The sequence below is a fragment of the Pseudomonas bubulae genome, from assembly GCF_900618535.1.
In the GTDB taxonomy this organism is placed as follows: domain Bacteria; phylum Pseudomonadota; class Gammaproteobacteria; order Pseudomonadales; family Pseudomonadaceae; genus Aquipseudomonas; species Aquipseudomonas bubulae.
On the sequence record NZ_UYJA01000001.1, the window covers coordinates 1,255,607 to 1,281,578 of the forward strand.

Annotated in this window: 16 protein-coding genes; 6 read left to right on the forward strand and 10 right to left on the reverse strand. The window is 57.7% G+C overall.

What is annotated here, in order from left to right:
* The first annotated feature begins 70 nt into the window (after window positions 1-70).
* From PPTH39_RS05555 to PPTH39_RS05570, 4 genes are all read left to right on the forward strand, one after another.
* Entirely contained in the window at window positions 71-1,402 is a 1,332-nt protein-coding gene (locus PPTH39_RS05555; RefSeq protein WP_130871740.1) for a TRZ/ATZ family hydrolase, read from the forward strand.
* A 63-nt stretch (window positions 1,403-1,465) separates the two neighbouring features.
* Window positions 1,466-2,164: a bifunctional 2-polyprenyl-6-hydroxyphenol methylase/3-demethylubiquinol 3-O-methyltransferase UbiG gene (gene ubiG / locus PPTH39_RS05560; RefSeq protein WP_095002809.1), complete on the forward strand. Its 699-nt coding sequence runs from the start codon at window positions 1,466-1,468 to the stop codon at window positions 2,162-2,164.
* 3 nt (window positions 2,165-2,167) lie between these two features.
* Window positions 2,168-2,839, forward strand: coding sequence for an N-acetylmuramic acid 6-phosphate phosphatase MupP (gene mupP, locus PPTH39_RS05565; protein ID WP_095002810.1), 672 nt, complete (start codon window positions 2,168-2,170; stop codon window positions 2,837-2,839).
* Window positions 2,840-2,866: 27 nt separating this feature from the next.
* Window positions 2,867-3,607, forward strand: a complete 741-nt coding sequence (locus PPTH39_RS05570; protein ID WP_095002811.1) for a YciK family oxidoreductase — start codon at window positions 2,867-2,869, stop codon at window positions 3,605-3,607.
* 74 nt (window positions 3,608-3,681) lie between these two features.
* On the opposite strand, the gene PPTH39_RS05575 is transcribed toward PPTH39_RS05570, so the two are convergent.
* The 7 genes from PPTH39_RS05575 to PPTH39_RS05605 all read right to left on the reverse strand — a co-directional run bounded on the left by PPTH39_RS05575 (window position 3,682) and on the right by PPTH39_RS05605 (window position 11,566).
* Entirely contained in the window at window positions 3,682-4,467 is a 786-nt protein-coding gene (locus tag PPTH39_RS05575; protein WP_095019029.1) for a TenA family transcriptional regulator, read from the reverse strand.
* 45 nt (window positions 4,468-4,512) lie between these two features.
* The gene (locus tag PPTH39_RS05580) at window positions 4,513-6,972 is read right to left on the reverse strand and encodes an EAL domain-containing protein (protein WP_130871741.1); all 2,460 of its coding nucleotides are present in this window, start codon (window positions 6,970-6,972) and stop codon (window positions 4,513-4,515) included.
* A gap of 270 nt (window positions 6,973-7,242) precedes the next feature.
* Window positions 7,243-9,024 carry an ABC transporter ATP-binding protein gene (locus PPTH39_RS05585; protein WP_169916727.1) on the reverse strand — a complete coding sequence of 594 codons (1,782 nt, stop codon included), beginning with the start codon at window positions 9,022-9,024 and terminating at the stop codon, window positions 7,243-7,245.
* A 28-nt stretch (window positions 9,025-9,052) separates the two neighbouring features.
* Entirely contained in the window at window positions 9,053-9,688 is a 636-nt protein-coding gene (locus PPTH39_RS05590) for a DsbA family protein (protein ID WP_130871742.1), read from the reverse strand.
* Between the two features lies 1 nt (window position 9,689).
* Window positions 9,690-10,628, reverse strand: a complete 939-nt coding sequence (gene trhO, locus PPTH39_RS05595; RefSeq protein WP_095019032.1) for an oxygen-dependent tRNA uridine(34) hydroxylase TrhO — start codon at window positions 10,626-10,628, stop codon at window positions 9,690-9,692.
* Between the two features lie 114 nt (window positions 10,629-10,742).
* On the reverse strand, window positions 10,743-11,039 hold the full coding sequence (locus PPTH39_RS05600; protein WP_130871743.1) for a BolA family protein: 297 nt from the start codon (window positions 11,037-11,039) through the stop codon (window positions 10,743-10,745).
* 11 nt (window positions 11,040-11,050) lie between these two features.
* On the reverse strand, window positions 11,051-11,566 hold the full coding sequence (locus PPTH39_RS05605; RefSeq protein ID WP_095002818.1) for a DUF2059 domain-containing protein: 516 nt from the start codon (window positions 11,564-11,566) through the stop codon (window positions 11,051-11,053).
* Between the two features lie 192 nt (window positions 11,567-11,758).
* Here PPTH39_RS05605 and PPTH39_RS05610 point away from each other — a divergent pair, with 192 nt between their 5' ends.
* On the forward strand, window positions 11,759-13,153 hold the full coding sequence (locus PPTH39_RS05610) for a class II fumarate hydratase (protein ID WP_130871744.1): 1,395 nt from the start codon (window positions 11,759-11,761) through the stop codon (window positions 13,151-13,153).
* An 8-nt stretch (window positions 13,154-13,161) separates the two neighbouring features.
* Here PPTH39_RS05610 and PPTH39_RS05615 read toward each other — a convergent pair whose 3' ends face one another.
* Both PPTH39_RS05615 and pap read right to left on the reverse strand, forming a co-directional pair.
* Complete coding sequence (locus PPTH39_RS05615) at window positions 13,162-17,340, reverse strand: dermonecrotic toxin domain-containing protein (RefSeq protein WP_130871745.1); 4,179 nt, start codon at window positions 17,338-17,340, stop codon at window positions 13,162-13,164.
* Between the two features lie 135 nt (window positions 17,341-17,475).
* A complete protein-coding gene (pap, locus tag PPTH39_RS05620; RefSeq protein ID WP_095002821.1) occupies window positions 17,476-18,993 on the reverse strand; it encodes a polyphosphate:AMP phosphotransferase in 1,518 nt (505 codons plus the stop codon).
* 139 nt (window positions 18,994-19,132) lie between these two features.
* Here pap and mnmC point away from each other — a divergent pair, with 139 nt between their 5' ends.
* Window positions 19,133-21,112 carry a bifunctional tRNA (5-methylaminomethyl-2-thiouridine)(34)-methyltransferase MnmC2/FAD-dependent 5-carboxymethylaminomethyl-2-thiouridine(34) oxidoreductase MnmC1 gene (mnmC, locus tag PPTH39_RS05625; protein WP_130871746.1) on the forward strand — a complete coding sequence of 660 codons (1,980 nt, stop codon included), beginning with the start codon at window positions 19,133-19,135 and terminating at the stop codon, window positions 21,110-21,112.
* On the opposite strand, the gene PPTH39_RS05630 is transcribed toward mnmC, so the two are convergent.
* Window positions 21,099-25,913: an NEL-type E3 ubiquitin ligase domain-containing protein gene (locus tag PPTH39_RS05630; protein ID WP_130871747.1), complete on the reverse strand. Its 4,815-nt coding sequence runs from the start codon at window positions 25,911-25,913 to the stop codon at window positions 21,099-21,101. The genes mnmC and PPTH39_RS05630 overlap by 14 nt on opposite strands.
* Window positions 25,914-25,972 lie beyond the last annotated feature (59 nt).

Consider the following 25,972-nt stretch of genomic DNA (forward strand, 5'->3'; position numbering starts at 1 on the left):
TAGCGAGCCCACCCCCAAGACGCTCGGGTATACTTCGCCTCCTTTTATAACGCACTGGAATCAGTTTTCGATGCCGACCCCAACCACGCCCCTGGACTTACTGCTGTTACCCACCTGGCTGGTGCCTGTAGAACCGGCCGGTGTCGTACTCAAGGATCACGGCGTGGGCATTCGCGACGGCTGCATTGTGTTCATCGGCCCGCGCGAACAGGCGCTGAAGCTCACCACCACGCAAACCCGCGAGCTGCCGGACATGCTGCTCAGCCCGGGGCTGATCAACGCGCACGGGCATGCGGCCATGACGCTGTTCCGCGGCATGGCCGACGACCTGCCCCTGATGACCTGGCTCGAACAGCATATCTGGCCGGCCGAGGGCAAATGGGTCGATGAGCAGTTCGTGCGCGACGGCACCAACCTGGCCATCGCCGAACAGCTCAAGGGCGGCATCACCTGCTTCAGTGACATGTATTTTTTCCCGAAAGTTGCCAGCGAGTGCGTGCACAAGAGCGGTATCCGTGCACAAATCGCCATTCCGATTCTCGACTTTCCGATTCCCGGCGCCAGCAGCGCAGACGAATCCCTGCGCCAGGCCGTCGAACTGCTTGCCGACCTGAAGTTTCACCCGCGGATCAAAATTGCCTTCGGTCCCCATGCGCCTTACACCGTAAGCGACGACAACCTGGAGAAAATCCGGGTCATCGCCGACGAGCTGGATGCCGCCATTCATATGCACGTTCACGAAACCGCCTTCGAAGTGCATCAGGCCGTCGAGCAACACGCCGAACGCCCGATGGCCCGCCTCGCCCGCCTGGGCTTGCTGGGCCCGCGCTTCCAGGCCGTACACATGACCCAGATCAGCGATGACGACCTGGCCATGCTGGTAGAAAGCAACTCCAGCGTGGTTCATTGCCCCGAGTCCAACCTCAAACTGGCCAGTGGCTTCTGCCCGGTGGAGCGCCTGTGGCAAGCCGGGGTCAATGTGGCGGTGGGTACCGACGGAGCGGCCAGCAACAATGACCTCGATCTGCTCGGCGAAACCCGCACCGCCGCCTTGCTGGCCAAGGCCGTTGCAGGCTCTGCCACCGCGCTGGACGCCCACCGCGCACTGCGCATGGCCACCCTCAATGGCGCGCGCGCCCTGGGCATTGAAAGCGACACCGGCTCGATCGAAATCGGCAAGGCCGCCGACCTGGTAGCCTTTGACCTCAGCGGCCTGGCCCAGCAACCGGTTTACGACCCCGTTTCGCAGTTGATCTACGCCACTGGCCGCGATTGCGTTAAACATGTGTGGGTCGCAGGCAAGCAGCTGCTCGAGGATCGACACCTGACCCGCCTGGACGAGCAACAACTCTGCGCAACCGCAAGGGCCTGGGGCGAACGCATAAGCGGCCATACTCATTGATTCAGTACCTTCGGGCCTGCGCCCGGAGCTTTACCAGATTATTCAGCTTTAGAGGATTTACCCATGAGCAACGTTGACCACGCCGAGATCGCCAAATTCGAAGCGCTAGCCCATCGCTGGTGGGACCGTGAGAGCGAGTTCAAGCCGCTGCACGACATCAACCCGCTGCGCGTCAACTGGATTGACGAGCGCGTACAACTGGCTGGCAAAAAAGTCCTCGACGTCGGCTGCGGCGGCGGCATTCTCAGCGAGTCGATGGCTCAGCGCGGCGCCACCGTAATGGGCATCGACATGGGCGAAGCCCCGCTGGCCGTGGCACAGCTGCATCAGCTCGAGTCCGGCGTAAACGTTGAGTACCGCCAGGTCACTGCTGAAGATCTTGCTGAAGAAATGCCCGGGCAGTTCGATGTAGTCACCTGCCTCGAAATGCTTGAGCATGTACCCGACCCATCGTCGGTGATCCGCGCCTGCTACAAAATGGTCAAGCCCGGTGGCCAGGTGTTCTTCTCGACCATCAACCGCAACCCCAAGTCCTATCTGTTCGCTATCCTCGGTGCGGAATACATACTCAAGCTGATCCCCCGTGGCACCCATGACTTCAAAAAATTCATTCGCCCTTCCGAGCTGGGTGCCTGGAGCCGCCAGGCCGGATTGAGCGTCAAGGACATCATCGGCCTGACCTACAACCCGCTGACCAAGCACTACAAGCTGGCCGCCGATGTTGACGTCAACTACATGATCCAGACCCTTCGCGAGGAGTAACACATGCGTTTAAGAGCAGTTCTTTTTGACATGGACGGCACCCTGCTCGACACCGCGCCGGACTTTATCGCCATCTGCCAGGCCATGCGCGCCGATCGCGACCTGCCTCCCGTCGCAGACAAACTTATCCGCGACGAGATTTCCGGCGGTGCACGCGCCATGGTGGCAGCGACTTTCAACATGGACCCTGACGCACCTGGCTTTGAAGAGCTGCGTCAGGAGTTCCTGGAGCGCTATCAGCGCGATTGCGCAGTCCATACCAAGCTGTTTGATGGCATGGAAGAGTTGCTCGCCGATATCGAAAAGGCCCATCTGGTGTGGGGCGTCGTCACCAACAAACCGGTGCGGTTCGCCCAGCCAATCATGGAACGCCTGGGCCTGGCCGAGCGCTCGGCGCTGCTGATTTGCCCCGACCACGTCAAAAACAGCAAGCCGGACCCCGAGCCGCTGATTCTGGCCTGCAAAATGCTCGACCTTGACCCGGCCAGCGTACTGTTTGTAGGCGATGACCTGCGCGATATCGAGTCCGGGCGCGATGCCGGGACCAAAACTGCAGCCGTGCGCTTTGGTTATATCCACCCTGACGACAACCCTGATCACTGGGGTGCGGACGTGGTGGTCGATCATCCGGCCGAACTGCGCAAAGTGCTGGATAACGCGATGTGCAGCTGCTAACGATGACCGATTTTGTTGAGGTTTTTTATGTTTGATTATTCAGCCCGCCCCAACCTGCTCCAGGATCGGGTGATCCTGGTTACCGGCGCCGGTCGCGGCATCGGCGCTGCTGCAGCCAGGACCTATGCCGCACACGGCGCAACCGTATTGCTGCTGGGCAAGACCGAAGCCAACCTAAGCCAGGTCTACGACGAAATCGAAGCTGCGGGCCATCCGCAGCCAGTGGTTATCCCGTTCAACCTCGAAACCGCCCAACCCCATCAATACGATGAGCTGGCCGCCATGATCGAGACCGAGTTCGGCCGCCTTGACGGGCTGCTGCACAACGCTTCGATCATTGGTCCGCGCACGCCGCTGGAGCAGCTGTCGGGGGAAAATTTCATGCGCGTGATGCATATCAACGTCAATGCCATGTTTATGCTCACCAGCACCCTGCTACCCCTGCTCAAGCTGTCGCAGGACGCCTCGGTGATCTTCACTTCCAGCAGTGTCGGGCGCAAAGGCCGTGCTTACTGGGGTGCCTATGGCGTCTCCAAGTTCGCCACCGAAGGTTTGATGCAAACCCTGGCCGACGAAGTCGACGGCGTGGCCCCGGTACGTGCCAACAGCATCAACCCCGGCGCGACCCGCACCAGCATGCGCGCCCTGGCCTATCCGGGTGAAAACCCCGAGAACAATCCAGAGCCACACGAAATCATGCCGGTTTACCTGTACCTGATGGGCCCGGACAGTACCGGGATCAACGGGCAGGCTTTCAACGCACAGTAACAGGGCTACAAACAAAAACCGCGGGCTGCATCCCATGCAGCCCGCGGTTTTTTTATGCACTGAAAAGCCGGTGTTCAGCTCTCTACCAGTTCCCGATGCTCACGCGCCACAGCGGCCTTGTCGAACAACAGGCAACTTTGCAGAAACAGATACATATAGTCGTAGCTCTTGCAGATGGCTTTGCGCAGTTCAGTGATCTGCTCCTGGCTCGGATTCATTCCCACGAGGGTACAGACAATTTCCAGCGCCTCCCAGGGATGCTCGTCATCGTACTGGGCGTGCATCTTCAGCCACTTCATCGCGCGCTTGCGTTGATCGACCGCAAACGACTCTTCATAGATATCGGCCGAGCAGACAATCGCCGCCCACTCACCCACGGCACCCTCGATGGCGTAGTTGGTGGCAGCCATCGCCACGGCCAGCGAATCCTTGGAACAGCTATGCCAGCACCAGTCGTTCAGCGCCTGAAACTCGGCAGGCAGGTCCTGGGCATTGAGGTCTTCAAGGCTGACCCCGTGCGCCAGCGCCCAGTTCACCCAATAGTCGGCATGATTAAGCTCGACCCGGATATTGCGAATCAACCAGCGGCGAGCCATGTCTTCGCCAGGGTGACGCCCGTAGCGGGTCTTGCCCAGGTTATGGCCCATGTACAACGAAAACTGCTCGACTACCGGCCAGCCGCCCACGAGAAACATGCGCATTGCTCTGGGGCTCAAGGTGTTGTCACGCATGCGCTTGTAAATTTCGTGTTTGACTGCCCGACGCTTGCTTTCGCTACAGTCCCGAATCAACTGCCGGGCCCACTGGGGGTAACTGGCTTCCTCCATAAGAGGCCCCGTTCGGTTGAAGACTTCACTCACAATCCAAATCCTTTTTGATAATAGACTTTAGAAATGTAGAACAGATCAACGCAACGTGCCCGGGGACTTCAATGTCAACGCCCGGGCACGCTGAGGACGCTGCAACAAACTATCGAACGTGAATAACTGTGGCCGCTGGACAATATAGCCCTGCGCATAATCAACGCCGATTTCAATCAAGGCCTCTTCAATCTGTGTGCTTTCAACAAACTCGGCAATCGTGCGTTTGCCCATGACATGGCCAATATGATTAATGACTTCAACCATGGCACGATTGATCGGGTCGTCCAACATGTCCTTGACGAAACTGCCGTCGATCTTCAAAAAGTCGACAGGAAGATGTTTCAAATAGGCAAATGAGGACATCCCGGCACAAAAGTCATCCAGCGAAAAGTGACAACCCAGGGTTTTAAGATCATTGATAAAACGGATGGCATTACCCAGGTTGGCAATTGCACTGGTTTCAGTAATTTCAAAACAGATGAGTTTTGGCGACACGCCGTAACAGTCAAATTGTTCATGCAAAAACGCAAGAAAGTCATCATCGCCAATGGTTGACCCAGACAGGTTGATCGCACACATGGCCATTGGCCGCCCACCCGCCTGGGCTGAACATTCCGCAATGATCCTGAACACATTTTCGACCACCCAGCGGTCTATCGAACTCATCAAGCCATAACGTTCCGCCGCAGGAATAAAACTGTCCGGGAATACAATGCGACCGTTTTCATCTTGCAGGCGCAACAGAATCTCGATATGCCCGCCCCCGTCCTGCACAGGTCCCAGGGGGGTTATTTCCTGGGCATACAGACTGAAGCGGTTTTCTTCCAGTGCGACATGCAAGCGCTGCACCCAGGCCATTTCACCAAAGCGCAATGACAACTCCGTGTCATCTACATGATAAACCTGCACCCGGTTACGGCCCTTTTCCTTGGCCATATAACAGGCCATGTCCGCAGCCCGCATCAAAGACTCAAGGGTGACTAGCGCTTTATGGATATGCACAAGGCCGATGCTGATGGTGCTCATGAACGGGCGCCCTTTCCAGGCAAAATGCAGGCTTTGCACCGCCTGACGCAAACCGCCGGCGATTTTTTCCGCCATGTCCACCGGGCAGTTTTCCAGCAGGATGCCAAACTCATCCCCACCCAGCCGGGCCAGGGTATCGCCTTCACGCAGGCCGGTACGCAGCAACGTACAAATATGCCGCAACAGCTCATCACCCGCCGCGTGACCGCAGGTGTCATTGACCAGCTTGAACTGGTCCAGATCAAGAAACATCAGGGCATGCCGGCCCTGCTGGCGCCCCAGGTTCTTCAGTACCAACTCCAGGCGGTATTCGAACTCACGTCGGTTGGCCAGCCCGGTCAGTGCATCATGGGTCGCCTGCCAGGACAGGTTGGCAATGTACTGGCGCTCCTGGGTCATGTCATGCAGCACCAGCACTGCGCCACTGACATCGCCATCGTGAAGGATTGGCGCACCCACAAGGGTTACCGCAACGGTACTGCCATCCATGCGTTGAATCTGCCGGGAGTGCTCGCGACTGTTACCCAGCTCGCCAGTGAGAATACGCTCGACCAGCCTGGGGCCTTCGTCCTGATCGTTGTCATCAAGCAACTTGAACAGCGCAGCCAGGGAAATGCCTTGCGCCTGCTCGGACTTCCACTGGGTCAAGTTCTCGGCCGCAGGGTTCATATAGGCAATCGCGCCATTGACGTCGGTGGTGATAACACCGTCGCCAATCGACTGCAGGGTGATTTGCGCCCGCTCTTTTTCCAGCTGCAGCGCCTCGGCAAAAGCACGGCTCTGCTTGAGCACTTTATGGGTGCGCTTGAGTACCAGCAGGATCAGCGCCACCGCCGTGACCAGGTTTATGACCACCAGCAACCGCCAGATAAAGCGCGAGCCTTCACCCAGCGCATCACTGAAAGCCTTGGCAGAAGGCGCAATACCCTCGTTGATGGCGAAAATCTCGTCTTCCCAGCGCTGGGACTCCGCAGCATCGGCATTGCCGGCGAGGATGGCCTTGTGCATCTCCTGGGCCAGATTGTCGAGCTTGAGCAGGTAAGCATCACCTATGGCCCACTTCTCGATGGCGGTTTCCATATAGCTTACATGGCGGAAGTAGCGGTAAAACCAGATAATGCTGGAGGCATCTTGCGCGCTGTTGCCGCCCTGCAGAATGCCTTCGCGGGCAGCGACTTCATTGGGTGGGGACTCATCCATCGCCAGGCGTAACTTATGGTCGCCCTGGGGAACACTTATGGCCTGTGTGTATTTTTCGTAATAAACCGGGTCATGGGTATCGGAATACAGATAGAGAAAGTAGATGGCGTCCTTCTGCCCCTTGGACCATAAACTTTCGCCACCGACATAACTCCTCACGGCAGAAAGCATATACAGACTCACGCACCCCAATAACGCCTGGAACAGCACGACAGCAATAAAAGGCCAAACAATGCCCAATAAGCGTGGTGTACCAAGGGGGCGTTTAGATTTCATGAGTTCCCTTTGCTTCATGGAGTCAAATGAAAACCAGAGAGAAAATCTCACTACAAGTCAGCCTAGGCCAATTTTTCAAAAATTGAGTAGTCTGAGCCGATCTAAATCTTCAATAAGCGTGCAGCCGCATCATTATGTTCATTGAAGCAAGCAATGCGCCTGTGCAAAAGAACCTGCTCGAGAAGATCGTGAGCAATACCGTGTATTGGCCGGATAACTGCGATGCTCATGGGCTTTCGCGTGCAGGCTCGCCCCCACAACCCTGCGACATCACGTCTGCTGCAGATGCCCGTAGAGCTTGGCATAGAGCCCACCCTCTGCAATCAACTGCTGGTGATCGCCCTCTTCGGCAATGCACCCACCATCAAACACCAGCACCCGGTCAGCCTGTTTTACCGCAGATAAACGGTGAGCGATGATTAAAGTTGTGCGCCCGCTCAAAAATTTTCCCAAAGCGTGATGCAGGTTGTATTCGGTGGCAGCATCCAGGGCACTGGTGGCCTCGTCGAGGATCACCACCTTGGGTTCGGCCAATACCATGCGCGCAATCGCCAGGCGCTGACGCTGACCGCCGGACAAACGCACCCCCGAACGCCCCACGATGCTGTCCAGGCCCTGGGGCAGCGCATCAATGGTGCCATCGAGCTGAGCGATTTGCAGGGCGTGCCAGCACGCTTCATCGGTTCGTTCACGGCCCATGGTCAGATTGGCACGCACGGTATCGTTGAACAATGCCGGGTGTTGCAGCACCACCGCCACATGCTCGCGAATGGTCTGCAGGCCGATTTCGGGCTGGCTGGCATCAGCAAAGCGGATACTCCCCGACTGCGGCGTGTATAAGCCCAGCAACAGTTGCACAAGGGTGCTTTTACCACCACCGCTAGTGCCGACAATGGCCACCTTCTCACCAGGAGCAATGGTCAGGTTAAGGTGATCGAGTACCTTTTCGTCGCCATAGCTGAAGCTAAGGTCACGCACTTCGATGCCGACCGTCTGTCGCCCCACAAATGGATTGGCGCCGCCGGGGTATTGTGGCTCGTCGTTGCGCGCCAATAACTGATTGATCCGCGTAACGGCTCCATCAGCGGCATAGAAGGCATATTGCAAATTGAGCAACTGCTCAACCGGCCCGATCATGAACCACAGATAACTGAACACTGCGAGCATCTGACCGATCGACAGATCCGAAAACAATACCGTCAACATCGCGGCGGCTCGAAAAATATCGATCCCGAACTGGAACAACAAACCGCTGGCGCGATTGGAGGCATCGCTCTTCCACTGTGAAGCCACGGCAAAGTCCCGCACTTCTCGCGCCCGTAACCCCAGACGGCCCAGGAAAAAGCCCTGACGGTTACCTGCACGCACTTCCTGGATGGAATCCAGCGTCTCGGTAAGGGCCTGGGTAAAGCGCGCCGTGCTGTCGTTTTCAAGCTTTTTCAGGTGCTTGACCCGCTTGCCCAACTGCACCGTGGCGTAAATCACCAGCGGGTTGAACAGCAAAATCAGCAGCGCCAGCTGCCAGTGCATCCACAACAAAATCGCCGAAGTGCCCACCAGAGTGAGCATCGCCACCAAAAATCGGCTCAGGGTTTCTCCGACAAACTTGTCGAGCGTATCGAGGTCGGTGACCAGATGAGTCGTCACCGTGCCGCTGCCCAGGCTTTCGTACTCGGCCAGTGATATTCGCTTCAAGCGTTCGATCAGGCGCAGGCGAATGCGAAACACAATGTCCTTGGCCAGCCGCGAAAACAGCCGCGCCTGCAGCACGTTAAACAGCAAAGCACCGCAGCGCAGCAACAGGGTAATCGCCAGCATCAGGCCGATATAGCCTGCCGCGCTTTGCCACGCAGTCGGCAGCCAGTGGTTCATGATCTTCAGCGCAGCGTCCCCGTTACCCAACAGCACCTCGTCCACCAGCAAAGGCAGAAGCAAGGGGATCGGCACACTGCACAGGGTCGCCAGCACGGCAACGCCGTTGGCAAGCCACAGGGCTTTTTTATGGCGCAGAGCCAGGCGGCGGATTTCGGCCCAGGTCAGGCGATCCGTCACCGCAGCCGCAGGCGGTACAGCAGAGGGATCAAACACGTGCAGCGCGTTCAAGCCAGCGAACAAGCAAGTCAGACAAGGGCGCAAGCGGCTGATAGCCGTTGGTCAACAACGCCAGCTGGCCGTTGCGCTCGGCAAGCAAGGTCGGAAAACCGGCAATCCCCAGATCCTGCACCCAGGTAAAATCCGCGGCTGTCGCTGCATGCTGCTCGGCAGAGTCAAAAGCGGCAGCAAATTCGATACGCGGCACTCCCGCGATTTCAGCCAGTTCGACCAGCACACTGGCCTGGGTCACATCACGGCCTTGTACGTAAAACGCCTGCTGTATCAGTTTGACCAGCTTCCAGGCGCAATCGGGGGCAAGGCTGCGTACCGCGACAATAGCCCGGCAGGCAGGTTCGGTGTCGTAGATAAAGCCGTCGGGCAAGGCCCCCTCGAAGTTGAAAGGTTGCCCGGTGGCCTCTGTGACCGCCTGCCAGTGCTCAAGAATATAGCGCCGCGTAGCAGGCTCAAGCGCCGAGCCACTGCCGGTGCGCAAACCTCCCACTACCAGATGCAACTCAACGCCTGCGGCCTGCGCCTGCTCAACCAGCGCCTGGGCGATGGGCGAAAAACCCCAGCACCAGGAGCACATTGGATCCATCACATAGAGCAGGCGCGCTGTCATATCAGGCCTCGGCAGCTTTACGGTAGTTGTGACCGATCGGGTGCGGCTGGTTACGCTCCTTGGCCAGCTCGATCTGCTTTTGGCGATCAATGGCGCTGCGACGGGTTTTCTCGCTCAAGCTGTCCCAGCAATACGGGCAACTGATACCGGGTTGATAGTGCTCGGACTCGCGATCAGCGAGGCTGATCGGGGTGCGGCAGGCATGGCACTGATCGTATTCGCCGGCGCTGAGGTCATGGCGCACGGTAACGCGGTTATCAAATACAAAGCAGTCGCCCTGCCATTTGGTTTCTTCCTGGGGTACCTCTTCGAGGTACTTCAGGATACCGCCCTTGAGGTGATAAACCTCGTCAAAACCCTGGCTGAGCATATAGCTCGAAGCCTTTTCACAGCGAATGCCGCCGGTGCAGAACATCGCGACTTTCTTGTGCCTGGCAGGGTCGAAATTGGCTTTGATATAGTCGGGGAATTCGCGAAAGCTGGTCGTTTTCGGATCGATAGCGCCTTCAAACGTACCGATCGAAACCTCGTAATCGTTGCGGGTGTCGATCAACAACACCTCTGGATCGCTGATCAGCGCATTCCAGTTCTCGGGGTCGACATAGGTCCCGACCTTCTTGTTCGGGTCCACGCCTTCAACACCGAGGGTGACGATTTCTTTCTTGAGCTTGACCTTGGTCCGATAGAACGGCTGGTCATCGCAGTAGGATTCCTTGTGATCGATATCGACCATGCGCGGATCAGTCTTGAGCCAGGCCATCAGCCCGTCAATACCTTCACGGCTGCCGGATACCGTACCGTTGATGCCTTCTTCGGCGATCAGCAAGGTGCCCTTGATACCGTTGTCGACCATGGCCTTGAGCAGTGGCTCACGCAGCTCGACGTAGTCCTCAAGGGTGACGAATTTATACAGTGCAGCTACAACAACAGGCGAAGTCATCGCATCAATCTCCAGGTGGCTACCCTCGTAAAGGGTGAACCGGGCGCAAAAAAAAACGCGCCGACGAAGCGGCGCGTTGCGGATTCTAACAAAAAGCAGGCGGATTACGCCAACTCAGTGCCCACCGCCAGCACAGGTCGGCGATGCCGGGGCCGTGCCGATTTTCGCCCATTCCACAGGCGTGTACGTGTGCAAAGCCAGCGCATGGAACTCGCCCATCAGGTCACCCAGGGTGGCATAGACCTTTTGATGACGCTTGACGCTGTTGAGCCCGGCGAACTGCTCGCTGACCACCACTGCCTTGAAGTGGGTCTGCAACCCACGACTGTGCATATGGCTTTCATCCAGCACGCTCAGGTGCTCGGGTTGCAGAGCGCCTAGCGCCGCTTCAATACGCTGTTGCATGCTCATTCAGGCTCCGCTTACTTCTTTTTGGCCGGGGCCGCTTTTGGCTCCAGCTCGGCTGTCATGTCTTCTAGCAGCTTGTTGACAACCGGCACTGCACTTTCCAGTTTGGCCTGGGTCATTTGTGCCGATTGCTGGGTCAGTTGCGGCATTTTTTCCAGCACTTTCTTGCCCAGAGGCGACTGGTAGAACGCTACCAGGTCCTTGAGCTCAGACTCGGTGAAATTGGTGGTGTAGAGCTTGACCATGTCCGGCTTCAGCTTGTTCCAGCCAATGGCTTGATCCAGAGCGGTGTTGGCTTTGGCCTGGTAAGTTTCCAGCAGGGCTTTCTTGGAGGCTGGTGCTTTGGTTTGCTCGAAACGCTGAGCGAACATTTGCTGCACTTGCATATACACCGGGGTACCCAGCTTATCGGCATGTGCCAGTTTCAGGAACGTTTCAGCACTGGCAGCGTGGCTAGCTGCATCGGCGAAAACCTGGCCGCTGGCGCAAACCAGAGCTACCGCTGTACAGATGGCGCGAAGACGGGTCATCGAGTTTCCTTTTCTAGCAAGCGAGGTTTAACCCCAAGGGCGGCCATTCTGCGCCTAATAAAGTGTGTCACTCAACCCCGACACTGATAGACGTTCTCATCAGCCGACCAAAAGCACCGAAAACGCAAGATTGAACCCTTAGTGTGAATCAACGCCTAAGCTGTCAGGTCAGACTTCAAGGAGAAAGAGCCGATGAGCCGTATCGAAACCGACAGCCTGGGTGAAGTAAGCGTGGCCGATGAGGCTTATTGGGGGGCGCAGACACAGCGGTCACTGATCAACTTTGCCATCGGCAACGAAAAAATACCGCTGGCGGTTCTGCATGCCCTGGTCTTGATCAAAAAGGCTGCCTCGCGGGTCAATGACCGCAACGGTGATTTGCCTGCCGATATCGCCCGCCTGATCGAACAGGCCGCCGATGAAGTGCTCAACGGTGAACACGACGACCAGTTCCCGCTGGTGGTGTGGCAGACAGGCAGCGGTACACAGAGCAACATGAACGCCAACGAAGTCATTGCAGGACGCGCCAATGAACTGGCGGGCAAAGGCCGTGGCGGCAAGTCGCCAGTCCACCCCAATGACCATGTCAACCGCTCGCAAAGCTCCAACGACTGCTTCCCCACCGCCATGCATATCGCCGCCGCCAAGGCTGTGCACAATCATTTGCTGCCCGCGATCAATGAACTGGCAGGAGGCCTGGCCGAGTTGTCGGCACGGCATATGAAACTGGTCAAGACCGGCCGCACCCATATGATGGACGCCACGCCGATCACCTTCGGCCAGGAGCTGTCAGCCTATATCGCGCAGCTGGACTACGCCGAGCAAGCCATACGTTCGGCCTTGCCCGCAGTGTGCGAGCTGGCACAGGGGGGTACCGCGGTGGGCACCGGGCTGAATGCACCCCACGGTTTCGCCGAAGCGATTGCCGCTGAACTGGCTGCGTTATCTGGCCTGCCATTTGTGACCGCGCCGAACAAATTTGCCGCGCTGGCCGGCCACGAGCCCTTGACCACCTTGTCAGGCGCCCTCAAAACACTGGCCGTGACCCTCATGAAACTGGCCAATGACTTCCGCCTGCTGGGTTCCGGCCCCCGCGCCGGGCTGGCCGAAATCAAACTGCCCGCCAATGAGCCGGGCAGTTCGATCATGCCGGGCAAGGTTAATCCGACCCAGTGCGAAGCCTTGTCGATGCTGGCGTGCCAGGTGATGGGCAACGATGTTGCCATCGGCTTTGCTGCAAGCCAGGGGCATTTGCAACTGAACGTCTATAAACCGGTGATCATTCACAACCTGCTGCAATCCATCCAGTTGCTGGGAGACGGTTGCAGCAACTTTTTCAAACACTGCGTCACCGGGCTTGAGGTCGATGCCGCCAAAATGGCCGAACACCTGGAGCGCGGCCTGATGCTGGTGACCGCACTCAACCCCCATATCGGCTATGACAAGTCAGCCGAGATTGCCAAAAAGGCCTACGCCGAAGGTTTGACCCTGCGCGAAGCAGCACTGGAACTGGGCTACCTCACGGACGCCGAGTTTGACCAGTGGGTTCGTCCTGAAAACATGCTGGGCGCGGGCAAGCACGGCTAGGCGGTTTTTTACAATCCTGGGCCCGGGGTTGCAACCTTGAACACCATCACTTCCTTGTCGGGGGTGATGGTGCCAACCAGTTTGAACAAGCGGCCATCTGCCCTGGCTTGCTGTACTGCCACAGCTGCAGGATTGAATGGCACTTCCTCCAGGGATTTTCGCACGACGATATCGACCCATTCATCAGACATCATGACTAGTTTGCTCGCGGATCCACGATCAAAAAATACATGCCCCCAGGTGTTGCCGGTGGCCCGTATATGCCTGACTTCCATCAGATACAGATCACCGTTGGGACCACGTAGCACCATACCGAAACCGGCAGCCCCCACTTTGTAGCGACCGCCATCAAGTAATGTGTAACCACGCTTTTTCAAGACCAACTGCATGACGCTTTTGGCCAGAGTGTTTCTCATATTAAACGTAGAGATCAATCCGGCACGCATTGCTGCATAGTTGTCAATAAGGGCGGCAACCTCCACATCCAGATCGCGGATCGACATATGACTGCGCAATTGACGCACGGCATCAATGTTGTAATACCTTCCGGATGTCGTCGGGAACACCGAGCGCATACCCTGCAGTTCGTCATAGACCGGTGCCCAGATCGGCAGGGGCTGCTTGTTGGCCATGGCCGTCAAGGCTTCGTCCAGCCTGCCCACCGGGAATTGCTTGCGGCGCAGGCTCTGCTCACACAGACGCTCCAGCTCCAGCACATCAGGTGCCCGTATCACCTGTGTGTCGACAGACTGGATGATCTGGCGCGTGTAGTTGCGCAAAAATGCATAGACTTCGTGGTCAAGACCAGTTGCAGGCAAGTCAAGCGCCTGGCGCACCAGGGCCTCCAGACTGGGATGTTCTCCGAGCCTTGGCATCAGGTGCCAGTTGCTGATGACCAACCGTTGTGTGACCGGATCAAATACCCCATCACTTTCGATAAACAGCGTGCTGCTACCCTCATCACCCGTGCGCACCACTTTCCAGGAAAACTGCTCAGTATCCAGTTGCACCCGATAGAACTTGTTGTCCATAAAGACAAAATCTTCGGCGACTTCTTCAAACAGATCGCTACCGGAGACTAGAGGCTGATCGGTGAGGCGATATACCCCTTCGGGCGTTAATACACCCTGAGCCTGCAGTCGGGTCGGATCAGCAGGATCAATACGATAGATTCCAAAATTGCCTGCACTATCAAGTTCGCTGGAAACAAACAAATCCCGATGGCCGATAACCACCCTGTCCATCGACTCGACGCCTTGAGGATGTACGGCAGGAATTGGCGCCGGGGTAACCGCGGCCGTCACAGCGTATCCATCAGGAACCTTGCGCGTGGATGTAACGGGGGTTGAATCAACAATCAGCTCTTCCAGCTCCGGAAACGGCGCCCCTCCCTTGCCCCCGACATCGGCGTGATACTCCCAGCGCCCCCGTGCATCCATCCTGATCGGCGGTTCATAGTTCTTGGGCGGGCGCGCCTTGAGGCGAAGGGTTTTCTCACCTGAGCGACGATACACTTCGTACACTTTTTCATCGATCTGAATGTACATCTTGTTATTCAAGAGATAGACATTTTCGTTTTTCCCCCTGAGCCTCACGGCGTCATAGAGCGGGACTTTGACCTCATAGCCCTCGAATGCCTTGGTACGCCAGGGCTTGCGGGAAGTGACAGACGGCAATAGATCCTTCAGGCGTTTTTTCTGCAACGATTTACTGGCTCTCCACCCTGCGTCATATAGGGTTGCTACGGCCTTGGTCACCGTTTCATCCAGGCTGCCCAGCACTGCGCTTACTGCTCTGGGGCGCGCCACCAGAGGTGCGAGCGTAAGAACCGCCTCGCCCAAATTAAGCGCGGCAGAGAAAGCCAGCCACGCTCCCGCCTTGTAATCGCCTCGGGCAAACGCACTGATGGCCGCAGATGCGTCATTCCAGCCGTCATAGACACCAATGGTTGTGCCAATACCCGGAATAACCGACAGGCCAATCTTTATGTAGCTCAGATCCCGCTGCGCAATACGCTCCATCTGACGGCGCTCGATATCCAGCGCCGATCTGGAGGAACCATAGACCTGCTCCTTGAGCCGCCCCATGCGTGCCAGGTACTGCATGTCAGTCAGCGACACATGGGACGCCTTGACCGGGTCAATCACGAGAAAACCGTAAGTTCCGACACGCAAAATGGCATTGATGTTCTGAATATTCCGCGCAACGCTCGAACCGGTCTCTGTACTGTTTGCGAAGTAGGTGAGCAGCTCCCTGTTGAGCAGCACATGATTGGAGAGACGTTCAATCAGATGCTGGAACCCGGAACCTTCGAAGAACTTCTGATTACCCGGAGCGCCCGCCAGATACATCAGCGCCAGCCCCGAGGTTTTGTCATGCACCACAGACACCCCGATCAAGGCTTGTTCGGTATAGGAACTGTCCCCCCGGTCTGGTGAGCGTAACCAGGTATAACGGTATTCGATGTCGAATTCGGCGTCAGGTTTGTGATTACCATTGCCGGGTGCGGTCGCTGCCTGCGCCAGCCTGTACCCCCGCTCTGACAGGTGGCTGCGCTGACGTGCGACCCAGGCCTCAAGGTTGATGGCTTGCCTGAACACTCCCAGTCGCCTGGCAATATCGGGAGCTCCGGGCTGGCTACCCCCTACTGTGCGACCCAGAAAAGCACGGGTGATCCTCATGCTGTAAAGCATGGCAACATCCAGATCCAGAATGGTTTTGAGCAGATACTTAAGGTCAATACCCAGCGCCTTGGTATCCACGCCATCCAGAGTGAAGTAGCTGTGCTTGAGACGCAGCATCTGCTGTTCGTCATTCACATCAATATTCTTGCGAGCCAGCTCGGACAAGCTGAAGGTGTGACGCGCAAGACTGACGTCATCCCAGGTTGAAAAGCCGGTGATCGCTATGCTTTCCGACGTATCGCCCGCCAGATGCGGACGCTCGGCCCTCTCGCTCGTTTGCAGCACCTCAACGATGACCCGATCGGGCATATCGACCCTGACCGCATCCGGATCGATATCTCGTTTTAAATCGGCCTTGAGCCGCTCAGCCAGCTTATCGCGGGTAAACACCTCGAATGACGGCAGATGACGGTTCAGATCGTCCTCCAGCCAAAGGGCATTACGTGCGTAAACCACAAGTCCCTTGGCATATTCGGCCCGCTCTTCGACCGATGCCCGCAGCAACCAGTCCGGCAAGTCCTGCGTAGCCAGTGCCGTACGCAATTGTTCAGCCACAAGGTCAATGCCCTGTTCACGGGCCTCATTGCCCGGCGCCAGCAGGTTTTGTGCGGTTTCCAGACGCAAGCGCTCAAGAGACTGCGCAACCGTCGATTCGCTGTACAACAACTGGCCCCTGGCTATAAGCGAAGCAATTTCTTTATAGCCGGCGATTTGATCCTCAACCCCCAGACTGAAGGCATGACCATCGAGCACACGCAGGATAACGGGGCTTTCAGTACCCTCGAGCATTATCGCTGCCCGGGCAGCAGCGCGGTTTTTCAGCGAAACATGGCCGAGCCAGAACCCGTCCGGATCGGCCCGAACGCTGCGGGCCAGTTGGGTCTTGAGCTGAGCCACGGAAGTGAATGCTTGCAAACCGCCCGCATTGCCCGGAACGAACAGAAATACGGGCTCCGGATGTTGATGGTCATCAAGCGCAGGCTGACGAGTTATCACCATCGCCCCCTGCAGCAAATAAGAGCGTTGCGAGGTGCCCAGGGACAGGTCGCAAACGCAGCTGACACTTTGCCCGCGGAGTGAAGACCAGGGTTCGCTGACAACTTCTTTTATCTGTTGATACGCAGATTCGCTCAACCGGCCTTCATACACTTGCAACTGTGCTTCGGCCAGCAAGCTGCGCGACCTGCCCGTAGACAAACGCTGCAACAGACTAAGCCCGCCGGCATCCAGCCGGGTCCAGAAGTCGGCGCCCTGAGACTCGGCCCCTTCAAGCAGCCTGTCCGTTGCCTGTTGAGTTTCGGCACACTGGGTCAGAGCCTGCTCATGAGTATCCCGGTAAGCGGCCAAGCGAGTCATCGCCTGATCAGCAGTGCCTATAAATGACTGCAGGCTTGCTTCGTAGCGTGAGACTTTTCGCTCTCGCAGAGTACCGGGCAAATTGATAGACAGGCTGCCAAATGAAAGGTACTGGTCAGCGTTAAGGGTGTGGCTGTTTTCGGACATGAAAGCGTTCATCCCAAGTGATCGACAGTCACCTGATCTGAACAGAAATCCGGAGTGCATCAGTGGTAGATATATAGTCGCAGGCTAACCCCGTGTTGCCGCGCACAAGCGAAGCACCACAGGGTAAGTACCGTGTTACTTCTTCTTGCGCTTTTTTTCCTGCCTGTCGCGTTTCTCGAAGGCTGCTTCCAGAGCCTCGTTGATCGTGCGTAGCACCTTTACCCGTGCCCAGCGCTTGTCATTGGCTTCAACCAGGGTCCAGGGCGAGATTTCGGTGCTGGTGCGATCCACCATGTCGCATACCGCACTGCGGTACACATCCCACTTTTCGCGATTACGCCAATCTTCCTCGGTAATCTTGAAGCGTTTGAACGGGATTTCTTCACGCTCCTGAAAACGCTCAAGCTGGGTGTCCTTGTCGATTGCCAGCCAGAATTTGACGACAATCGCGCCTGCTGCCGTAAGTTGTTCTTCGAAATCGTTGATTTCGCCATAAGCGCGCATCCAGTCCGCCTTCGTGCAAAAACCCTCGACCCGTTCAACCAGCACCCGGCCATACCAGGAGCGGTCAAAAATGGTGAATTTGCCCCGCGCCGGGATATGTCGCCAAAAACGCCAAAGATAAGGTTGTGCTCGCTCATCCTCGGAAGGCGCAGCAATAGGCACAATGATGTACTGACGCGGGTCCAGCGCTGCCGCCACCCGCCGGATAGAGCCGCCTTTGCCTGCGGCATCATTGCCTTCAAATACGGCGATCAATGAATGCCGGCGCATCCGTTTGTCACGCATCAGGCCCGATAGACGCGCCTGCTCAGTGATCAATTGCTCCTGGTAATCCTCTTTTTCAAGATGCCGGGTCAGGTCCAGGCAATCGAGCAGGGTCAATTCGCCTTGCTTGTCCGGTAACGGCGGCACACCCGCCGGGCGGGCTGCAACCTTGGGGGTATGCAACGCCGCCTGCAAGCCTTCAAGAAGGATTTTGCCCACAGTCAAACTGCGGTAATAGGGGTCAATACCTTCGACGATATTCCACGGCGCGTAATCACGACTGGTGCGGCGGATCGCCCGCTCGCCATAGCGTACGAACTTGTCATAGGTTTTGGACTGCTGCCAGTCCAGCGGGCTGATGCGCCAGCTGTGCAATGGGTCATCCTTGAGGGTTTGCAGGCGTTCCTTCATTTGTTTTTTGGACAGGTGGAACCAGAACTTGAAGATCACTGCGCCCTCATTGCACAGCATCTTTTCCAGACGTTCGGCGCCCGTGATCGCCTGATCAAGCACGGCATTCTTGAACAGGCCGTGAACCCGGCCCTGGAGCATCTGGCTGTACCAATTGCCAAAAAACACGCCCATCCGCCCCTTGGCGGGCAATTGACGCCAGTAACGCCAGGCCGGCGGATGAGCCAGCTCTTCATCGGTCTGGCTATCAAAAGTCCGCACTTCGATCAGGCGCGGATCCATCCATTCACTAAGCAGTTTGACCGTTTCACCCTTGCCGGCGCCTTCAATGCCATTGATCAGCACAATGACCGAAGCACGCTTTTGCTGATGGAGCTCAAACTGGGCTTCAAGCAACGCTTCACGTAAAGCGGGGGCTTCCCTGTCGTAGGTTTCTTTATCGATGAAATGGCCGATTTCAGCTGATTCGAACATGGAATGCTCCCTGGCAAGATGAACCAAGCCTAGCGGATTGCTCTGCAATATGCAGGAAGAAACCGAGCAAACCTGTCATGGATCAGTCCCGGCCTGACTGATCGGCTAGAATGGCTGCCTTGCCGTTGCCGAGCCACACATGACTACTGAAACTGCCAATGCCCAGATCGACTGGGATGACCAAGGTCGCCCCCATTCACGGGTGTTTGATGACGTGTATTTTTCGGACAAGTCGGGGCTTGAAGAAACCCGCTATGTCTTTATCGAACAGAACGCCCTTGCAGAGCGTTTCGCCGCCCTGCCCGCTGACGGCCATCTGGTTATTGGCGAAACCGGTTTCGGCACCGGGCTGAATTTTTTGTGCGCATGGCAGCTGTTCGAGCAACATGCCCACCCCGATGCGCGCCTGCAGTTCATCAGCGTCGAAAAATACCCGCTGACCCGCAACGACCTGCAACGCGCGCTGGCCCTGTGGCCGGAGCTGACGCCCCTCAGCGAACAATTGCTGGCCGTGTATTTTGCAATCCATCCGGGCTTTCAGACCCTGACCCTGGCCGATGGCCGGGTCACGCTCACGTTATTGATCGGCGATGCACTTGAACAGTTGCCGCAACTCGACGCCAAAGTTGATGCATGGTTTCTAGACGGTTTTGCCCCGGCGAAAAACCCCGACATGTGGACCCCGGAACTGTTCGCGCAATTGGCACGCCTGGCGGCACCCGATTCGACAATCAGCACATTCACCAGCACCGGCTGGGTACGCCGCGCACTGAATGACGCCGGATTCAAGATGCGCCGCACGCCAGGCATAGGCCATAAGTGGGAAATCCTGCGCGGCACCTTTGTCGGCTTGCCGGACACCGCTTCAACAGCACCCACAGTCAAACCCTGGTTTGCCCGCCCGCCCCGGGTCAAAGGCCCGCGTACAGCACTGGTCATCGGTGGCGGCCTGTCGGGTTGCGCCAGCGCCAATAGCCTGGCCCGCCGCGGCTGGACGGTGATATTGCTGGAGCGCCACGAAAGACTGGCCAAGGAAGCGTCGGGCAACCCGCAAGGCGTTCTGTACCTCAAGCTCTCGGCACACGGTACGACTTTGTCGCAGATGATCGTCAGCGGCTTTGGCTACACCCGTCGTCTGCTGGAACACCTGCAGCGCGGGCGCGACTGGGATGATTGCGGGGTCCTGCAATTGGCTTTCAACGCCAAGGAAGCCGCACGACAGGCCCAACTGGCCGCAGCCTTTCCCCCGGCGCTGGTGCATCTGCTTGACCAACCCCAGGCACAAGCCCTGGCCGGGATCGAACTGGCCCACGGCGGCCTGTTCTACCCCGAAGGCGGCTGGGTTCACCCTCCAGCGCTTTGCCACTACCAGGCCCTGCACCCCAAGGTTCGGGTGCTGACCCACCATGACATTTTGCAACTGCACAAGGTCAATGAGCAATGGCAGGCGTGCCACAACGACCAGGTACTGGCCAGCGCTCCGGTTGTCATTCTGGCTGGCGCTGCCGAGGTCAAGCGCTTCCCGGCCAGCAGCGGCCTGCCACTCAAACGGATTCGCGGGCAAATCACTCAACTGGTAGAAACCCCTGCCAGCGCCGTATTGAAAACCGTAGTGTGTGCCGAGGGCTATGTGGCTCCTGGCCGCCTCGGTGAGCACACGCTGGGCGCCAGCTTCGACTTTGATAACGAAGACCTGACCACCACCCCGCAGGGGCATCAAGGTAACCTCGAGCTGCTCGAGGAAATCTCACCGGACCTGGCCCATCGGCTCGGTGACGAACAACTCAACCCTGACACCCTGCGTGGATGGGCAGCGTTCCGCTGCACCAGCCCGGACTACTTGCCAATTGTAGGCCCGCTCGCGGATCCGGAGCAGTTCGCCAGCGCCTATGGCGTGTTGCGCAAGGATGCCCGACAGGTGCCTGACGTCCCCTGCCCGTGGCTTGATGGCTTGTACGTCAACAGCGGCCACGGCTCTCGCGGGCTCATCACCGCACCCCTGTCTGGCGAAATACTCGCCGCCTGGATCAACGATGAACCCCTGCCCGTATCCAGAGCAGTGGCCGAAGCCTGCCTGCCGAACCGGTTCGGGCTGCGGGCCCTGATCAAAGGGCTGTAGAGGGCGACCCCTCAAGGGACTTGGGCGCCAGCAGCGCCTCGGTCTTTTGCAGGCTCCAGACATCGACAGCCGCGTCCATCTGATGGCGAACTTCGCTGACCTCGCGCAGATAGCGCTCACTGTTCATTTCTGGAGATCTTTTAAGCAAGTTGCTTAACGCCTCGAAGTACGGCTCGGTCAGCGCGCCATATTGCGTCCTGTGGGTACGTATCAAGTACTCCCGCCAAAACTGGCGGGTGCTGATAAAGATGTTCAGCGAGGCCGTTTTCTCGGCCTTTTCGACTTCCAGCCGCGCAATGTCCAGATCTGCCTGAGTCACCCCGGCCAGTGATTTAAACGCCATGCTTTCAGGTTGCCCCGGCAGCTCAAGGGCTCGCGCCAGGCCCACACGGTAAGCCAGGTGCATCTCAAGCTCGTCCGGTGCCGGGCCTGCCCCCTCAAGGCGTAACAAAAAGTGCTCGTGGGCGATTCTGGCGAGCCTGTCGAGCCTGAAAAGCCCTTTGCCCAGAGTCAGCAGTTGCTGCTTCTGAGGCGAGCCCGCGCCTGAAAGCCCGGACAGTTCCATTTGCACTTCCATCTCGCTGAACGTAAAAGCCACACTGTCTGTACAGCTACGCGGCGAAGCCGCAATATCCAGCACATCACGGCGCAAGGAGGAGCTCTCGTTGGCCGCTTCAATCATTTCCCAGACACGTCGGCTGAAATCCTGACGCACTTCATGGGCGTCCGCAGTCGATGTCAAACGGCTGAGCACCGTAAAAAAATCGTCTGAAGCCGCATCGGCTCGCAAGCTGTTCCATAACAGCTCTCTTCTTCGCAATTCCTGAGCGGTAATACCCGCCGTCCAGAACTCGAACGCCGCCGCCTCGCTCATCAACTGTTCGCTGTTGATGCCCATGCTGCTGCCACCCTGCATGGCATAGCGGGCCAGACGCAGGCGGCTGGTGGCGGACAACGGGTTGCCGGCCAGGGAAATATTGCGCGTCACAGTGGGTGAGGCCTGATAGACATGTTCAGGTATGTCGATAATACGGTTTTCCCGCAGATCGGCCGACTCAAGAAACGGGCGGGATATCAGGTCTTGCGGCCATTGGTCGATCCAGGTACGACGCAAATAGACCCGACGCAAAAAACCCAGATTACTGAGGCTAAGGTTCGGACCCAGCAGGTTGTCATTGAGGTTGAGCACTTGCAGCTTGCCCAGCGAGTTCAATACCGACAGGTTGCCCGGGTTCAGATACAACAGGTTACGGGCCAGGGACAAACGCTGCAGATTGGGCATGCGCTCCAACTGCCTGGGCAGGTTGACCATGCGATTGTTATCCATTTCAAGGGCAACCAGCCCGCTGAAATGTTCAAGGAATGCATTGGCCGTGTCCCGGCAATTCATGTTGCTGAGTTTCAATTCCCGCACATGGCTGAAGTCGGCAATGGCTGGCAGATCCGGAAAGTTGCCCAATCGAAAGCCGTCCAGGCTCAGGCTGTGCAACTCTTCGTTGTGAGCCCAGGGAATATGAGCGGGGTTTTTACGCCAGCAACGCTCAATCAGCCCTGCAGCCTGATATCGGTTCTCGGGGTAGTCATATAGGGTATCGGTCGGAACAACTTCACCCGGAGTGGCATCGATCCAGGCTTGCAGGCTCGTTAGCAAGGCCCTTCTCTCGCGCTTGCGCTCACGCAGGATATTGAGCGGTTCAAGCCCCCGCTCGACCAGGGTGTCGAGGTATTCAATGACTTGCTCATCTTCAAAGTCGGAGTAAATCCTGCGCACACGGCGCTGCAATTCCCAGGAGTGCTCACCGGATGTCATTCCGCACAGGGGGTAGCCCACCTGACCATCTGCCAAGGTAATCGGCGGTTTGAACCCCGGTTTGATCGGCTGTATGCGCAACACCTGGGCGGACTCCTGACGGGCATTGGCCGCCCGCTTTGCCAGGGCCGCATTGAACGCCGGGGCATCCGTGTTTGCAGCAAAGCCCATGGCATCGCGCTCAAGATCGGTCAGGGATTCAAACACGGCAGTGGATAATGGCAGAGGACCGCCAGGCTCAAGCAAATGGACATGACCGCGTGGCCGGTAACGCTCGTAGCCCCGCAGCGTTTTGACCAGCACGTGCGGTGGGGTCGTCTGTACGCCGCCCCAATAATGAGTCATGGCGCCTGAAATCGAATCTTCGCGAATCTCCAGCGCCTTGTCAGCAGGCCAGCCGGGCAGTTGATCCAGATAATGCAAGGCCAGCCGCTCAGTGTCGTCATTGGCCTGATGCTCAAGATAAAAGCCTTCGATCGCCCGGTTTATCCTGGCCTCACGCAGGTGCATGCGCGCCAGCTCGGCCAGTTCCAGCGGCACTCTGCCCCTGCGCAAATGTTCAAGCTGCGGATTACTGGCCGACTCAACCAACGCTTGCGCTACCGTACGGGGCAACCCCGGAAAGTCACGTTCGATGGGCAAGGCTTCTGCCGCAGACGAGATATTGAAAAGCCCATACAACCTCTCGAAGACCTGACGTTTGTTATCCCGCGCATGACTGCCCAATACCAGGGCCAGTCTGCGGGCCAGTGCCCCCGGAGCAGGCAGGTCATTGCCCAGCAGTTCCCTGACCTGTGAGTCGGACAAGGCCGCAAGAACAGCATCCAGCAACTTGCCTTGCTCAACGACAGAGCTTGTCAGGTTGATATGGGACGTAGCCGGCCACATCACACTGGCATAGTGCGCAAGGCGGTTTCCCGTATCGTCGGCAACCGTCAACACCTTGCCCGCTGGCCATTTCGGCAATGCCGGCAAGAGCTGTAATTGCAGCTCGCTCCAGCGCCGGGAGGCATACTGGTCGGTACTCATCTGTGCGACAAAGGTGTCGATAAGCTGGTTGATTTCAAAGCGCTTGAGGCTGACTTTCAGCAAGGAAGGCGGCGCCAGACTTTCCAGATGCATGCGGCGCAGGACGCCCGGTGCCGTGTCAGTCAGTTCCCGAATCCGTTCCAGTGTCTGCCTGTCCAGTGCTGCTGTTGCCGATCCCAAACGGCCCAGCAGCGTCGCACTGTCTTGCCACTCCAGTGGCCGCTCATGGGCATGCTGCCAGGCCCCTTCGTTGTTATGTAGCAAGGCAGGCCTGAAAGCATCGGCCCTGCGCGGATGAGGTATGCGCCATTGCCTGCGCTCGCTGTCGAATTCGACAGGATAGTGCTTGCCGTCCACGTCTACATACTGCCTGCCATGAAGGCTGAGTAAACCTTGGGCATCAGCTGTATAGCGATGCTCGCCCATTACTTTATGCTCGTAGTGCTGCAGGTTTTTATTCCATAACCGGGTGGTGCCATCATCACGACTGACGGGTTGAAAGCCTTCAAAGTGCGCCCGGGTGGCTGCGCTCAAACGACTGGCAGCGGCTTTGACAGCTCCCAGCCCGACCACTACCCCTGCGTTGACGGCCAGATCCGTGGCGACATTGAGCAAGTGCTCGCGAGCATGGTCAACATCGCCCTGGGCCCAGTCTTCCACCCCCTCATAGACTTCTTTGAGCATCTCCCCAATGGCCACCGCCAGCATCAGATCGCCCAGCACCGGCACAAAAAGGGCCGCGACGTTTACCAGAAACAACCCTGCCGTTTTGTACATCTGCCAGCGCTCTTCGCGTTCGCGCTCGTCCAGCACGCCGGTGGGCACGGCCAGTTGCCGGGCATCGGCAAACATGTTCCTGAGCTGCACCGTGCACAGGTAATGCGCTGCGCTGATGGTCAGAGGGGTTGCGGTAAGGGCCAGATGCTCGGGCCTGCCAGCGACCTTTTGCATAAACAGCGGCCGTACATTCAAGGCGGTGAAGCGGGAGAAAAACCTGGCATACGCCGGATCCAGCAGGCGATGCTTCAACTCATCGGTGAATACCTGCAATGAACTGAACTCGAACAAGGGTGCCCGCGGGTCATTGGGGATATAGGCAATCAAGCGGTTGCCGGGGTGCAACAACAAGGTGTCGGAAGAGAAGACCACCACCCCGTCAATTTCCGTGTCCAGTATCGACAAGGAACTTGGCACCATCGGCTTGCCGTCCAGTTGCACCCCGTGCACCTGGGCAGTACTGGCGGGCAGAGCCAGGGCGGCAAGCAGTGTGGTATAGGCTGCCTGACTGATTTGTTTCTTGAGGTAGGCGACATGCGCGTCGACCGCCATGTCATGGGTTTTTAAAAGCCTGAGGTTCGACTCTGTCGCCAAATGCCTGGGCCCGGGAGTTCCCGACGCCGTAACGCCCAAAGCATGCTCCAGATACTGTTGATACTTGAGCCCCAGATCCAGCCTGCGGCATAGCGCGGCAAAGTGGCAGGGCTCGAGAGGGCTGATCTGCTGAGGATGGCCACCGTAGCGGATATGGCTTTGCGGATTAAAGCCGTTTGCAAGGGCCTCGTCGGCCGAAAAATTCTGCAGGGCTGCCCACAGCAGGGTTTTCGGCTCGTCATGCACCAGGTAATGGCGAACGGAACTGAACAACGTGATATTGGGGATCAGGTGAACATGCACCACCGCCAGATAGTCACGGTGAATATTCAGTGACGACCCGAACTCACGCCTGACCTCGGCTGCCAGCAATGCCCCGCAGTACACCTCGACACTTTGCAGCTCACCGAACTTCTTGCCGACCAGGCCATGATAGAAACGGCTACTGGCCATGGATGCATTCATGGCCGCAATGACCTGTGGATCAGCGCCCAACAACCATTTGGGCATATGGCTGTGGACCAGTTCCAGGGGTTCCAGGTCACTGAGCGTGGTATCGCGAGCATCCAGCGGGGGCATATGGCGGGGCATATCCGGTCTTCTGCAGGTCAGAGAGCGCCTAACCTAACGTGGCGTCGCAGGGGATGTGA